This is a genomic window from Aquirufa nivalisilvae, from assembly GCF_004307455.1.
Lineage (GTDB): Bacteria > Bacteroidota > Bacteroidia > Cytophagales > Spirosomataceae > Aquirufa > Aquirufa nivalisilvae.
The window spans coordinates 57,288-71,098 of the sequence record NZ_SEWX01000005.1 but is presented as its reverse complement, the minus strand read 5'-3'; the positions used below and the strand labels follow the sequence as shown (position 1 = coordinate 71,098).

Below are 13,811 nucleotides of genomic sequence, written 5' to 3'. Positions count from 1 at the left end.
ATGAACATACAAGATTTAATTAGCAACCCGAAAACCAGTATTGTGGATGTGCGTGAAGTCGGGGAATTCATGCAAGGCCATTATGAAGGAGCCATCAACATCCCATTAGGAACAATTCCGAATCAATTGGAAAAATTCAAAACCATGGACGGCCCTATCATTGTGTATTGTCGCAGTGGAAACCGCTCTGGATTAGCACAAACCATGTTAAAGCAAATGGGGTATCAAGAGGTTTATAATGGTGGTGCTTTGCAAGATATGTTGGTCTATTCTAACAACTAATCCTATGTGGAACACACTCAAGCTACCTTGGGATCTTATGCGCATGGCTCGCCTATTAATGGGCGGCTATGCGATGTTTGAAGCCATTAAAACGCAAGAATTATTTTTGGGACTCTTGGCGGGAATCTTATTGATCCAGGCTTTGTTTAATATTGGCTGTGGTGCACAAGGATGTGGCATTCCAACGAACACAAAGAAATCCTCTTCCCAAAATATAGAAGAAACCGAATATGAAGAAGTTCATTCAAAACCATAAATTAGCACTGATTGGCACCTTCTTGGGTGGAATTGTAGGCTATTTATATTGGCAACAAATTGGATGTAGTACGGGCACTTGCCCCCTCACTTCTAAGCCCCTGAATAGTACTTTGTATTTTGCCTTTCTAGGTTATATTTTTAGTGGATTTTTCAGTGCTAAAAAATCAGTAAACAGTAAATAGTGGTTAGTTATTAGGGATTAGTTATTTATGTAAAGCTCTTAATTTTAATTATTATGAGAACTTCTAATAACTAATCACCAATAACTAAAAAAAGCTTACCATAATAAAACAATGATAGAAACAATTACACAACCCTGGCCTTGGTACGTGGCAGGGACCTTAATTGGTTTAATAGTACCAGCCCTATTGCTCTTAGGCAATAAACACTTTGGCATATCGTCCAATTTGAGGCATATTTGCGCGGCTTGTTTTCCAAGTAATATCCCATTTTTCAAATACGATTGGAAGAAAGAATCTTGGAATTTATTCTTTATTGGTGGAATTTTAGTTGGTGGATTTTTATCCGCTCAATTCCTAGGATCAAGTGAACCTATTATAGTTCATCCAGATCTAGCTAAAGAATTAGCAGGATACGGAATTGATGATTTTTCAGGATTAGTTCCGGTGCAGTTGTTCTCATTTGACAACTTATTTACCGCCAAAGGACTCATCATGATGATTGGTGGAGGGTTTTTAGTGGGCTTCGGAACGCGTTATGCGGGAGGATGCACATCTGGACATGCCATCATGGGCTTGAGCAATTTACAATGGCCTTCTTTGGTTGCCACAATCAGTTTCATGGTCGGAGGATTCATCATGGCCAATTTTATTTTACCTTACATTTTAAGTTTATAATTGACATGGAAAATAAGACTTTAGTACATAGCAACCCAATGGATTATGAAGTAAGATCATTGGATACCATGTGTATCAATGAATCTGAGTTAAAGCACCCTTGGTGGTATAATTTCAAGTATTTAGCTGTAGGCGTCATGTTTGGAGTTGTATTCGTGAAAGCAGAGATTATTTCATGGTTTAGAATACAAGAGATGTTCCGTTTACAAAGCTTTCATATGTATGGGGTAATTGGTACGGCAGTAGTGGTAGGAGCCATTTCAGTGTTTTTGATTAAGAAATTGAAGGTCAAAACCATACATGGAGAGGATATTACATTTAGCGATAAGAAATTCAACAAAGGCCAGATTTATGGAGGCTTGATGTTCGGCTTTGGCTGGGCAATCACAGGAGCTTGCCCTGGTCCTCTTTTTGCTCAACTGGGCACGGGAGTATTATCCATATCCGTGGTAATCTTAAGCGCCATTGCTGGCACCTGGACTTATGGATACTTACGCGATAAACTTCCGCATTAATACCCATATAGTTCAAATGGATAAAAAAGACCATTACCGAGAGGTGATGGTCTTTTTTATCGTTTAGCAAAATCGGAAAGGAAATTGTAAATGGTGAATTGTGAATTATAAATGTTGGAACCTTTCATTCTAATAACAAATCCCTAATAACTAATAACTAATACCTAATAAAGTTAATCCCAACGAAAGATGGAAACGTAGCATGATGAATTGTAAATGATAAATTATGAATTATAAATGTTGGAACCTTTCATTCTAATAACTAATCCCTAATAACTAACAACTAATAAGGTTAATCCCAACGAAAGATGTGAATGAAGCATGAGCGAAGCGGCAGGCGGATATTTGACCTTGCGCATAGGCCATGTGCGCTGGCGTCAAAGATTAAAGCCGTATGCGGAGTGAACATCGGTTCTGCGCAGCAGAATTCGTCTTTGGATTAACCGTATTCCTACCGTTTTTTTTGTTTCTTTTTTTATGAAAAAAAAGAAAGACCGTATGAATTAAATCTTCGACAAAGCTATTTTTAGGACTATTTCTTGTTGTTTTAACAATAACACTGTGTTTCAGCAAATACTAGAGATTTTCTTTTTTTGGACAAAAAAAGAAACAAAAAAACTTCTTTTTTGTCGTTCAGCCAAGGCGAATTCTGCTTCGCGGAACCGTGATTCACTCCGCTATCGCCTATACTTTTGACGCCAACGCACATGGCCTATGCTGAGGTCAAAACCTCGTCTACCGCTGCGTTCATCACATTTCGCAGGGCTGAACGACGGTGTTTCCTATCAAAAATTTTACATTGAACTGTTAGTTGGAACGCAGCTTGATGAATTGTAAATGATAAATTATGAATTATAATTGTTGTAGCCTTTCATTCTAATAACTAATCCCTAACAACTAATACCTAATACCCAATCCCTAATAACTAACAACTAATACCTAATCCCTAATAACTAACAACTAATATTAAATCTTCAATTATCTAAAAGAATAATCCACCCCTGTTACTTGACTCAATAAAGACTGCGGACCATCAAGGATTTTAGCATCATGACGTAAGGTTGGCGTCACTGGTGAGAATTTAGCTAAATACTCTTTCATCATACCATGTAATGTATAGGCTGTATTCTTTGCTTCCTTTACCCCTTTCATGCGACAAAGCATATCCTCAGGGTCTCCGTCGCGTTCGCATGCACACAATACGTATGATTTCTCTAGCTCTAAGGGTGCCCCTCCAATAATAACTTTTTGAACCCGATGACCTACTCGCTCAAATGCTTTAAACTCAACTTGCATTCCCTTAAAACGAATGAGCCATCCGCCAAAACGTAATGACGCATCCTGAGCAAACACATTCTGCAATTCCTTTTCTAACCAATTCATGATTTGTTGACCTGTCGCCTTCGCCGTCCGAATCGTGGAATCCACAGGTAACATATCAAATAAATAGCCCTCAGTAATTGCTACTTTTCCATCCTTTCCAGGGATGCGTGGTGGACAAAATCGAAAACCATTGGATAAAACCACGTCGGCATTAACTTTCCATTTTAAAGCATCAACAATTAACGTATCAATGGTATTTTCAACGACAAAATTTCGGTACAAAGGCAAGGTACTATAACCTAACACTTGGTTAATCTGAGATTTCCATGGACCTTCTAAATCATTTACTAAGTTTAATATTTCCTTTTTAGCAGGATATTTTATGGGATCAACTTCCACTAATTCATAAGTTGAGCCAATCACTTTGCCTTCTTTGACTTGAATATCCAACTTCCCAATAAAGGAGCCAAAAGCTCCTGGCTCTACAATTTTCGTATAAGCTGCTTGAATGGGTTTACGTACTCGCTCGTGTGTATCCGCCCCAAAAATATAATCTACGCCTTCACAATGCGGATTATTCCCTAAGGCAATTTGTTGAGAAAGACCTAAATGAGATAGAATAATGACAAAATCACATTGCTCTTGCTCCTTTAAAATTGAGACATATTCTCTTAGATTTTCCTCCGGTTTGGAATATAAAATACCCTTACTATACATGGGTGATTGCCGAAGAGGTACCAAAGGATCGGTGTATCCTAAGAAACCTATTTTTACCCCTAATCGATGCATAATTTGATAGGGCTGAAAAATCAATTCCCCTTTCTTGCCATCACCTAAATCGTGATACATATTAGCACAAATTTTAGGTGCTAAAAGTCCACCTAAAAGTTTTTGCATGTTTTTCTTATAATACACTACTTCCCAGTTTCCAGGTAGGTATAAATCATAGTTCATTGCATTCAACAATGGAACAAATGCCTGACCAGTTGTCTTAACTGATAGCATAGAACCTTGGAACATGTCCCCAGTATCTAACGTAATTGTATTCTCCGGATTCGACTGCTTCATGCGATCTAAGGCCGTGGCCATGTGCGCATAGCCTCCTGTTTTTCGAAAGACAAGCTCATCTTTCTCCCAAAACAACTCATCATGCGCATGCAACTGACAATGCACATCGGTTGTTTGTAAAATAGTAATTTTGCCCGAACTTGGTTTTACAGGAATAGAATGTGGATAAGCCTCATTTGCTTCCAAGGAAGCAAGTGGTGTTAAAGCAGCTACACTACTCAGCAATCCACCTTGTATAAATTTCCTTCTTGAGTTCATCGGTTTAGCTTTTTGATTTTTTGTGTTTTTTGATCCAATCACTGATAGGTTTATATGGACCATATTTATGTTGAGATTCCGGGAAAGAATCAACATAAGGACCAAAGGGATGATCAAAGGGCTTACCTGAAATATCCGGCCAATCTTTAGATAAATCTTTGCTAGGTCTTGGCATGGAATTGATATATGCAGCTACATCCCAGGCTTCTTCGTCAGTCAATTGAGCTTTTTCATAGGTCGAACCAAAGGGCATATTGTACTTCACATAACCTGCCAAATTGGATATTCGAAACAAACCCGCACCTTCGTTATAGCTATGCATTCCCCAAAGTGGAGGATAGATATAAGACTTGCCTCCTTCAGCAAATACCCCTTCCCCATTGGACTGATGACAGGATTGGCATTTGGCATCATAGACTAATTTACCCTTTTCAGGATCAGTAGCACGTTTCAGGAATTTCAATTTAAAAATCCCTGAGCCCTTAGGCTTAACGTCTTTAGCCACATCTTTTCCAAGCCATGCAATGTAGGCTAAAATGGCCTGCATTTCCTTACTCGTAGAGTCAAGTTTCATTCCATTTAAACTGCGTTCAAAACAATCATTCACCCTTTTAACTTGATTTTCTATCGTCCCAGATCTAGCTCTAAACTTAGGATAAGTGGATTCCACAGCAAAATAATTATTTCCCCAAGGTTGAGAACCGGCCTTTAAATGACAATTTTGGCAATTCATGCCATTTGACATCGCCCTAACCGAGCCTTTAGGTCCCAAATAATCCGATGTATGCGCAATCAATTCCCTCCCATAGAGCACCAATTCCTTTTGACCAGCTGGTAAATACATCATACGCCAGTCGGACGGCGCAGTCCACACATGTGTGAAATTGGAATCTGGCTGAATAAAAACAGCACTCGAATCTGTTTTGGCTGCTACACTTTTATGTGAATGAATCTGTCCAAAAAACAAATACGCCATTAGTCCAAGCAATAAGATGACAAGGGCATACAACAATTGAATTAAGCTATCCAGCGAGCTCTTAGGGGAATTGGTTTTCATATCTAATAATGGTGGTAAATCATTCAAAATTAGTCGGTCCATTTACCTCTTGTAGTGACAAATATCACGAATTACTAAGCTTGAATACTATAATATTACATATAATTAAAACAAAAACCACATGAGAATTCACCATCAAATCATCATCATTGGTGGAGGGAATGCTGGAATTTCTGTAGCCAACCAACTACTCCGACAAGATTCCTCCTTGGACATTGCACTGATTGATGCAGCTGAAAAACATTATTATCAGCCTGCTTGGACTTTAGTGGGAGGCGGTGTATATGATATTCAAAAGACGGTTCGCGACGAGGCTTCGGTGATGCCAGAAAAAGTTCGCTGGATTAAAGCCATGGTAACAGATGTGCAAGCTGAAAAAAATAAAGTGGAACTGAGCAATGGAGAATCCATTTACTACGATTACCTCATCGTGTGCCCTGGCATTCAGCTCAACTGGTCTGAAATTAAGGGACTTAAAGAAAGTCTAGGTAAAAATGGGGTTTGTTCCAATTATAGCTTTGAAACGGCTCCATATACTTGGGAATGTGTACAAGCCCTGCCACAAGGCGGAAAGGCCATCTTTACCAATCCTCCCACTCCAGTTAAATGCGGAGGCGCACCTCAAAAAGTGATGTACCTCTCATCTGATTATTTCAAAAAGCATCATAAACTAGCCGATATCCAATTTTGGAGCGGTGGGACTCGTGTATTTGGCGTAGAAAAATATGAGAAAACGTTGAAACAAGTCATACATCGCTATGGCATTAAAACCCATTTTTTTGTCCAATTAGTAGAAATTGATGGTCCCGCCAAAAAAGCGAAATTCGTTGGACTAGGAGAGGCAAATAAAGGCCAAGAATATTGGGTGGATTATGACATGATTCATGTAACCCCGCCCCAATCAGCCCCTGATTTTATTCGTCGAAGTACTTTGGCAAATCAAGCAGGCTGGGTAGAAGTAGATAAGCATAGCTTACAACATGTTCGTTTCCCCAATGTGTTTTCATGTGGAGACGTAGCTGGTATACCTGTCTCTAGAACGGGGGCCGCTATACGTAAGCAAGCCCCAGTATTGGTGGCTAACCTTTTATCGCTGATCAAAGGTGATGCATTAAAAGCATCTTACAATGGTTATTCTTCCTGCCCCATCGTGACTGGATACGGAAAATTGGTCTTAGCAGAATTTGATTATAATAATGTACCGACAGAAACTTTTCCTTTTGACCAATCTAAAGAGAGATGGTCCATGTACCAATTGAAAACCAAAATATTGCCATGGCTCTATTGGAATGAAATATTACCCGGTAAAATGTAAAAAAGCTGGAAGCATTTTGTGCTCCCAGCTCTTTCTCTCATGTTACTTGATTATGGCTTCAAATAAGACCAACCAGCTTCTTGCTTTAAAATAACTTCAGCAACACCCGATGGTACAAAACCAGATTGGGGAAGTAGAGTTGCTTTATCTATTTTATTCATACGGATGGTGTTCTCGCAAGCTACAAATGACACCCCTTTGGCTGATAACTCAGCTATTTTGGCCTTTTGAGTTGTTTTTGAATCTATTAATAAACCAATACCTGAACCATGAGCCACCACTTCAATAGAAGTATTTGGACCCAAAGCAGTTTGCAAATTACCAATATTACGTACCACACCATGCCAAGCAGTGGTATCCGAAGTATTCACCTGAATCACAATTTTATGAGCAGGAGATTGAGCTAATGCATGTAAACTTACACATAGCACCATAACAGTAAACAGGGCGATTTTTTTCATTTTCATAATTTTTTTCGAAAGTAAACAATCTACACATGAAAGCAATATGGAATTCACGATATGATTCAAAAGAATATCAATATGGTGTAGAACCGAATCAATTCTTTAAAAAACAATTGCAAAAACTATCCATTGGCCGGCTTCTTGTACCTGCCGCAGGAGAAGGTAGAGACGCTGTTTTTGCAGCACAAATAGGCTGGGAAGTTCATGCCTTTGATAGCAGTGACACCGCCCAAGGAAAAGCCAATAAATTAGCGGGTGACAAATCCGTCAATTTGCATTATGAATGCATTGATGCGGCCAGCGTACGTTATCCTTTTGAATCCTTTGATGCTATTGCTTTGGTATACTTCCATCAAAATCCTGAAGAAAGACGTAAATTTCATCAGCAATGTATCAAATGGTTAAAACCTGGAGGTAAAATCATTTTGGAGGGATTTCATAAAAATCAAATGGGCTTAAATTCAGGTGGTCCAAAGGATTTAAATATGTTATTCGATTTAGATGAGTTAAACGAAGATTTTGCAGGGTTGACCAAAGAATATTCCAAAGTAAAAGAAACCTTGTTAAACGAAGGCCCACTGCATCAAGGCAAGGCTTATGTCATTGATTTTCTTGCTAGTAAAAGCCTAGTATAAGCGATCAAGAAGAGACAATTGTCACGCCGTAAGGCTAAAATCAAGCTTACTTTTGTGGTATAAATAATCAAAAACATGATTGAATTTCTTAAAAATTTATTGGGTTTGGGACCTAAAATAGATGTAGCAGCTTTAATCAAATCTGGTGCTAAAATTGTGGATGTTCGTACAGTAGCAGAGTACAAACAAGGGCATGTGAAAGGTTCATTAAATTTACCTTTACAGACTTTGACTAGTAATTTAAGCAAATTGAAAAAAGATGATGTAATCATCACTTGTTGCGCCTCAGGTATGCGTAGTGGTGCTGCCAAACGCTTGTTGAAATCACATGGATTCCAACAAGTACACAATGGTGGAACTTGGATGTCATTAAGATAGTTTAGTCTATATAAAAAGCCAATATTATGAGCAATTTTTCAGAATTATTGAAATCAGAGCAGCCAGTACTTGTCGATTTTTCGGCAGAATGGTGCGGACCTTGCAAACAATTGAAACCTATTTTGGAACAAGTAAAAGCCAAAATTGGAGATTCGGCAAAAATCATCAAGGTGGATGTGGATAAAAACCGCAAAACAGCAGAAAAATTCCAGATTCGCTCAGTACCTACTATGATTTTATTCAAAAATGGTAAATCCGTCTGGCGACAATCAGGCGTTATTCCAGCAAATACCTTGGTAGGAATCATTCAGCAGTATAGCTAAATCAACGAAGAATTAAAAATGTAGGATGTAGAATTATCTCTAACCAAACAGAGAAAAGATCTATAACTTAACAAATTATTCTACATTCTACATTCTACATTCTACATTCTACATTCTACATTCTACATTCTACATTCTACATTCTACATTCTACATTCTACATTCTACATTCTACATTTATATGAAATCCCTTCTATTTTCCCTATTAACTTCTTTAATTCTCTTCTCTTGCTCCACGCCTGCGGGGAATGGGCTACAAGACCTAAGTGCTACAGAATTTCAATCAGCCCTACAAACTAGTCCTGCAAAGCAAGTATTGGATGTCAGAACTCCTGAAGAATTTGCCGGCGGACATATTGCTGGAGCCATTTCGGCAGATATCAGTTCTGAGGCATTTCAACAAACGGCAGAGGCTTTGGATAAAAACAAAGCGATATATGTTTATTGTTTATCGGGGGGTCGTTCTTCTCAAGCAGCCCAACAATTAGTTTCTATGGGTTTCAAAGAAGTATATAATTTAGGTGGTGGTATCTTAGCTTGGAATGCAGCCAGCTTGCCACTATCAACGGAAATTGGAGCTCCAAGTCAACAAGCAGGCATGACATTGACTGCATTTGAAACTCAAATTAAAGGCAAGAAACGAGTTATCATTGATTATAACGCCACTTGGTGTGGCCCTTGCAAACAACTAAGTCCCATCTTAGAAGCTTATGTAAAAGATCAAAAGGGGGCCGTCGAATTGATTAAAATCGACGTAGATGCAAATCCAGAATTAGCTAAAGCCAAAAACATTGAAGCTATTCCCTATTTGGAACTATACCAAAACGGAAAACTAACTTGGAAAAACGTTGGGTTAATTGGGAGAGAAGAACTAGATAAATTGTAAATGGTAAATGGTGAATGATAAATTATATATTTTGAATAATTAAGATATCCGAAACGCTTACCATTCACCATTTACAATTCCCCATTCTTTATTTGCTTGCTTCAAAGCTCAAAGAAACCGAATTCACGCAATAACGTAAACCCGTTTCGGTTGGGCCATCATCGAAAACGTGACCTAAATGGCCACCACATTTTCCACAGGTTATTTCAATACGACGCATACCTAGTGAATTATCAACTGTTTCTTTAATCACTCCAGCCTTAATTTCTTTATCAAAACTTGGCCATCCACAATGCGCATCAAATTTTGAATTGGAGGAGAATAAATGAGCACCACAACCTCTGCAAGTATACACTCCTTTTTCGCTGTGCATCAAAAACTTGCCCGTAAAAGGTCTTTCTGTCCCTTTTTGACGTAAAATATAATACTCGTCTGGCGTTAATTTGGCCTTCCATTCGGCCTCTGAATGTGGTAAATCTTTCATAGGTATATTTGCTTGAGCAGCATCCTTGGGTCTTTGACCGCAAGCTTGAAAACATAAAAAAACGATACAAGAAATAAATAGAGATTTCATAAATGTTTTTTTTTACAAATAACGAGAAAAAATGGAGATTGTTTCAATTACACTCACAAAGTAGTCTTTGGAGAATGGCAAATTATAAATGGTGAATTGTGAAATAAAAAATATGAATAGATAGAAACTTAAAAAATGAAAGAATAATGAGGATTATATTTCAATTAGAATTAATAATTAAAAGATACTAAATTGGAAAGATAATTTACCATTCGTCATTCTCCATTTATAATTTACAATTTTCTCCTATGTGCTACTACACTGACCAAACTAGCTCCAATAAAGTTTTAGAAAACAGGTTCAAAGCACAGGCAAAATATGATGAATCAATGGCTCAAAAAGGTAAGATTTCGGGATTTACTCGAGCTGCATTACCAATCATCACACAAGCTAAACCAGATCATATACAATTAATTCCTTAGGGCTTAATTCCTGCCTGGGCCAATACCGAACAAGCCCGAGAATTGCCCAAAAACACCTTAAATGCTAAATCAGAAAGCATTTTTGAAAAACCTTCTTTTGAGCCTTCTATCTTAAAACAACGCTGCCTCGTACTGGTGGATGGCTTTTACGAATGGCAACATGTGGGTAAAGATAAAATCGAATACCGTGTTCATTTAAAATCAAACGGTCCTTTTGCTTTGGCTGGAATCTATGCGATTTGGCATAATCCTCAAACAAGCATGCTAGAGCCGTCTTTTTCCATCATCACCACTCCTGCCAATGAGCTCATGGAGGAAATTCACAATACTAAAAAGCGCATGCCCCTAATCCTATCTGCAGACCAAGAAAGGGATTGGTTAGACCCCATGTCGACCGAAAAGATTAAATCCTTTTTCAAGCCATTTGACAGCAATGGTATGCAGGCCCAAAAGGTCAAAAATATGGGAGATCAAATCCAACTTTTTGCATAAAAGCCCCATCCTCTATCTATTTTGCTGCCATTTTGATGAATGGATCATGATATTCTCACAAAAAAACCTACCTTTTGAATACATTTTCATCTAGCTAAATACATGAAAAATAGAGAATTACGCACCTATGCACATCTTCCAGTATCCATTGATATTCTTTGGAAAGTGTGGACTGTGCCAGACCACCTCATTCATTGGTGGGGCCCTAAAGGATTTACCAACACCATTCACCAATGGGATTTTCAAAATGAAGGAGAATGGAAAATGACCATGCACGGCCCCGATGGAACCAATTACCCGAACCGAAGTATTTTCAAAGAGATTATTCCTCATAAAAAAATCGTATTTGAGCACTTCAATCCTCATTTCATTACCACAGTAAGCTTTGAAAACCAAGGTGATTCTGTTCTACTAGATTGGTCTCTACTATTTGACAGTGAAGAGATGTATGAGATTATTGTGAAAGCTCATCAGGCCGATAAAGGTCAACAAGAAAACATCGAAAAACTTACTCTTTACTTAGCAGAATTACAGATAAATCAATAAACTTCATATCTCAAAAACTGACAGCTATGCTCACCGATATCCATCCTAAATTACCCATGCGAAATAAATTCGTCACTAGGGATTATTACATGAGCCAATTAGGCTTTCATGAAGTGGGACAAGTGGATTACGATGGCTATTTGATGTTACAAAAAGATCAAATTCAACTCCATTTTTTCGAATTCAAAGACTTGAACCCACTTGAAAACTATGGACAGGTATACATCAGAACGAAAGATATAGGAGGTTTTTATCAATCATTACTAGACAAACAGGTGAAAATCCATCCGAATGGACCTTTAGAATCAAAACCTTGGGGACAAAAAGAGTTTTCCTTACTTGACCCTGATCATAATTTGTTGACATTCGGAGAAGCAATATTTTCCAAATAAAGGAGTTAATAGTTCTCCCATCCGTGTTCAATTCTATAGAATCTTAGATGTGCTTTATCGAATCAACACAATCATCTTTACTTCATCTATTAACCGCCTAAAATACTTATTTGTCATATGAAAAAATTAGCCCTATTTCTGCTTCCGTTCATCAGTTTTTGCGGTATGTCGCAAACAAAAAACTTCATCGATCAAGCCCATTTAGAGACGACTGCCAAAGTAGATACGCTCGTAAGTCCTGACAGAATTTACCTGAATATCACCATTTCAGAAAAAGATACCAAAGGTAAAATATCCCTAGAGGAATTAGAAAACAACATGAATAACAAATTAAAATCAATGGGAATAGCCACCGATAAGCAACTCGTTTTAAAAGACTTATCGAGCAATTTCCAAAAGTATTTTTTAAAACAACAAGATATTCAAAAAAGTAAAAATTATAGCCTAGTGGTCAATAGTGCCCTCACGGCTGGTAAAGTAATGATGGGTTTGGAGCAAATAAATATTTCCAATATCAGCTTAGAAAAAACAGAATATGCTAATATGGAATCACTGCTTTTAACTTTAAAAAGTAAAGCTATTAAAAAAGCCAAAATGCAAGCTTTAGCGATGACAAAACCGCTGAATCAAGCACTAGGAAATGCGCTGTATATTTCAGACAATTCCAATTTCATGAATCCATACAACAACCGAATGCTGGGCATACAAATGAAAACCGCCAAAGCATCCCAAGAAAATGATAGCCTCCCTCCCATTGACATTGAATTTGAGAAGATTCTAGTAGAAACAGAAGTGCGAGTTGTATTTAAATTAGATTAAGTGATTGGGGTAATCAATAAGTAGATTTTAATGGATTTGCCAATTAGCTGATTACATTGTGTAACAAAAATTTGTATATTGAAAGCCTTACTTGCCAAATTTCCTATTCTACTTATCCATTTTTATCATGAAAAAACTACTTATTGCTCTCTTAGCGCTGCTTTCTTGGACTACACAAGCCCAACATACCTTAGAAAAAGTTTGGGAAAGTGATACCACACTCGCCGTACCTGAGTCAGTTTTATACCACCAAGGTGGCCTTTATGCTGCCCTGATTGATGGTCAACCTTGGGACGTAGATGGCAAGGGTGAAATTGCCAAACTTGATAAAAATGGTAAAATTCTGAACGCATCATGGGTCACTGGCTTAAATGCACCCAAAGGAATGGGGATTTGGAAGCAACAATTATATGTGGCCGACGTCTCGGAAGTGGTCGCTATCCAATTAGCTACTGGAAAAATCACTTCTAAAATACAGGTGGAAGGTGCTACTGGCTTAAACGACATCACGGTTGACAAGCAGGGCATTGTCTATGTATCTGATTCCAAATTAGGAAAAGTTCACCGCATTGAAAATGGCAAAGCAAGTCTCTATTTAAGTGATCTCAAAGGAGTTAATGGGCTTAAAGCCGTAGGTGATGATTTGTATATGCTAACAGCCAACGTTGTTTTCAAAGCGGGTGCCGATAAAAAACTGGTACCTGTTGCTACTACAGAAATTGGTGGTGATGGTATTGAGCCTGTAGGCAATGGAGATTTTGTGGTTTCATGCTGGCCAGGTTTGATTTACTACATGGACCAAGCGGGTAAATTAACCACGATGCTAGACACGCGTGAAAAAAAATACAATACGGCCGACATTGGCTATAACCCAGAGCAACGCATGGTCTATGTCCCTACTTTTTTCAAAAAATCGATTGTGGCGTATAAGCTGAAATAGTTATTAG

Annotated in this window: 20 protein-coding genes; 16 read left to right on the top strand and 4 right to left on the bottom strand. The window is 38.0% G+C overall.

Features of this window, described 5'->3' with window-relative positions; genetic code table 11:
• From EWU22_RS07155 to EWU22_RS07135, 5 genes are all read left to right on the top strand, one after another.
• Complete coding sequence (locus EWU22_RS07155) at positions 1 to 282, top strand: rhodanese-like domain-containing protein (RefSeq protein ID WP_226998284.1); 282 nt, start codon at positions 1 to 3, stop codon at positions 280 to 282.
• 4 nt (positions 283 to 286) lie between these two features.
• Complete coding sequence (locus tag EWU22_RS07150) at positions 287 to 538, top strand: hypothetical protein (protein ID WP_130925009.1); 252 nt, start codon at positions 287 to 289, stop codon at positions 536 to 538.
• Complete coding sequence (locus EWU22_RS07145; RefSeq protein WP_109322631.1) at positions 513 to 722, top strand: DUF6132 family protein; 210 nt, start codon at positions 513 to 515, stop codon at positions 720 to 722. Before EWU22_RS07150 ends, EWU22_RS07145 begins: the two co-directional genes overlap by 26 nt.
• Positions 723 to 833: 111 nt before the next feature.
• Positions 834 to 1,397, top strand: a complete 564-nt coding sequence (locus EWU22_RS07140; protein WP_130925008.1) for a YeeE/YedE family protein — start codon at positions 834 to 836, stop codon at positions 1,395 to 1,397.
• Positions 1,398 to 1,402: 5 nt separating this feature from the next.
• Positions 1,403 to 1,912: a DUF6691 family protein gene (locus EWU22_RS07135; RefSeq protein ID WP_130925007.1), complete on the top strand. Its 510-nt coding sequence runs from the start codon at positions 1,403 to 1,405 to the stop codon at positions 1,910 to 1,912.
• A 978-nt stretch (positions 1,913 to 2,890) separates the two neighbouring features.
• Here the strand turns inward: EWU22_RS07135 and EWU22_RS07130 are convergent.
• Together EWU22_RS07130 and EWU22_RS07125 are read right to left on the bottom strand one after the other, a co-directional pair.
• Positions 2,891 to 4,561 carry a bifunctional metallophosphatase/5'-nucleotidase gene (locus EWU22_RS07130; RefSeq protein ID WP_130925006.1) on the bottom strand — a complete coding sequence of 557 codons (1,671 nt, stop codon included), beginning with the start codon at positions 4,559 to 4,561 and terminating at the stop codon, positions 2,891 to 2,893.
• A 4-nt stretch (positions 4,562 to 4,565) separates the two neighbouring features.
• The gene (locus EWU22_RS07125; protein WP_130925005.1) at positions 4,566 to 5,618 is read right to left on the bottom strand and encodes a c-type cytochrome; all 1,053 of its coding nucleotides are present in this window, start codon (positions 5,616 to 5,618) and stop codon (positions 4,566 to 4,568) included.
• A 121-nt stretch (positions 5,619 to 5,739) separates the two neighbouring features.
• Between EWU22_RS07125 and EWU22_RS07120 the strand changes: the two genes are divergently transcribed.
• The gene (locus EWU22_RS07120; RefSeq protein WP_130925004.1) at positions 5,740 to 6,933 is read left to right on the top strand and encodes an NAD(P)/FAD-dependent oxidoreductase; all 1,194 of its coding nucleotides are present in this window, start codon (positions 5,740 to 5,742) and stop codon (positions 6,931 to 6,933) included.
• Between the two features lie 50 nt (positions 6,934 to 6,983).
• Here EWU22_RS07120 and EWU22_RS07115 read toward each other — a convergent pair whose 3' ends face one another.
• Positions 6,984 to 7,394 carry a DsrE family protein gene (locus EWU22_RS07115; RefSeq protein WP_161566811.1) on the bottom strand — a complete coding sequence of 137 codons (411 nt, stop codon included), beginning with the start codon at positions 7,392 to 7,394 and terminating at the stop codon, positions 6,984 to 6,986.
• A 35-nt stretch (positions 7,395 to 7,429) separates the two neighbouring features.
• Here EWU22_RS07115 and EWU22_RS07110 point away from each other — a divergent pair, with 35 nt between their 5' ends.
• The 4 genes from EWU22_RS07110 (at position 7,430) to EWU22_RS07095 (ending at position 9,619) form a co-directional block, all read left to right on the top strand.
• Entirely contained in the window at positions 7,430 to 8,032 is a 603-nt protein-coding gene (locus EWU22_RS07110; protein ID WP_130925002.1) for a class I SAM-dependent methyltransferase, read from the top strand.
• Positions 8,033 to 8,107: 75 nt separating this feature from the next.
• Complete coding sequence (locus EWU22_RS07105) at positions 8,108 to 8,410, top strand: rhodanese-like domain-containing protein (RefSeq protein ID WP_130925001.1); 303 nt, start codon at positions 8,108 to 8,110, stop codon at positions 8,408 to 8,410.
• A gap of 26 nt (positions 8,411 to 8,436) precedes the next feature.
• Positions 8,437 to 8,733: a thioredoxin gene (gene trxA, locus EWU22_RS07100; protein WP_109322621.1), complete on the top strand. Its 297-nt coding sequence runs from the start codon at positions 8,437 to 8,439 to the stop codon at positions 8,731 to 8,733.
• A gap of 181 nt (positions 8,734 to 8,914) precedes the next feature.
• Positions 8,915 to 9,619 carry a thioredoxin domain-containing protein gene (locus tag EWU22_RS07095; RefSeq protein WP_130925000.1) on the top strand — a complete coding sequence of 235 codons (705 nt, stop codon included), beginning with the start codon at positions 8,915 to 8,917 and terminating at the stop codon, positions 9,617 to 9,619.
• Positions 9,620 to 9,707: 88 nt separating this feature from the next.
• Here EWU22_RS07095 and msrB read toward each other — a convergent pair whose 3' ends face one another.
• Entirely contained in the window at positions 9,708 to 10,193 is a 486-nt protein-coding gene (gene msrB / locus EWU22_RS07090; RefSeq protein WP_109322619.1) for a peptide-methionine (R)-S-oxide reductase MsrB, read from the bottom strand.
• A gap of 248 nt (positions 10,194 to 10,441) precedes the next feature.
• On the opposite strand from msrB, the gene EWU22_RS13245 reads away from it, so the two are divergent.
• From EWU22_RS13245 to EWU22_RS07065, 6 genes are all read left to right on the top strand, one after another.
• Positions 10,442 to 10,615, top strand: a complete 174-nt coding sequence (locus EWU22_RS13245) for a hypothetical protein (protein ID WP_161566810.1) — start codon at positions 10,442 to 10,444, stop codon at positions 10,613 to 10,615.
• A gap of 6 nt (positions 10,616 to 10,621) precedes the next feature.
• Positions 10,622 to 11,107, top strand: a complete 486-nt coding sequence (locus EWU22_RS07085) for an SOS response-associated peptidase (RefSeq protein WP_130924999.1) — start codon at positions 10,622 to 10,624, stop codon at positions 11,105 to 11,107.
• A 102-nt stretch (positions 11,108 to 11,209) separates the two neighbouring features.
• The gene (locus tag EWU22_RS07080) at positions 11,210 to 11,653 is read left to right on the top strand and encodes an SRPBCC domain-containing protein (RefSeq protein WP_130924998.1); all 444 of its coding nucleotides are present in this window, start codon (positions 11,210 to 11,212) and stop codon (positions 11,651 to 11,653) included.
• A gap of 26 nt (positions 11,654 to 11,679) precedes the next feature.
• Positions 11,680 to 12,045, top strand: a complete 366-nt coding sequence (locus EWU22_RS07075; RefSeq protein ID WP_130924997.1) for a bleomycin resistance protein — start codon at positions 11,680 to 11,682, stop codon at positions 12,043 to 12,045.
• A 117-nt stretch (positions 12,046 to 12,162) separates the two neighbouring features.
• Positions 12,163 to 12,864, top strand: a complete 702-nt coding sequence (locus tag EWU22_RS07070; RefSeq protein ID WP_130924996.1) for an SIMPL domain-containing protein — start codon at positions 12,163 to 12,165, stop codon at positions 12,862 to 12,864.
• 127 nt (positions 12,865 to 12,991) lie between these two features.
• Positions 12,992 to 13,804 (top strand): SMP-30/gluconolactonase/LRE family protein, encoded by an 813-nt coding sequence (locus tag EWU22_RS07065; protein ID WP_130924995.1) that lies wholly within the window; start codon positions 12,992 to 12,994, stop codon positions 13,802 to 13,804.
• The last annotated feature ends 7 nt before the right edge of the window (positions 13,805 to 13,811 follow it).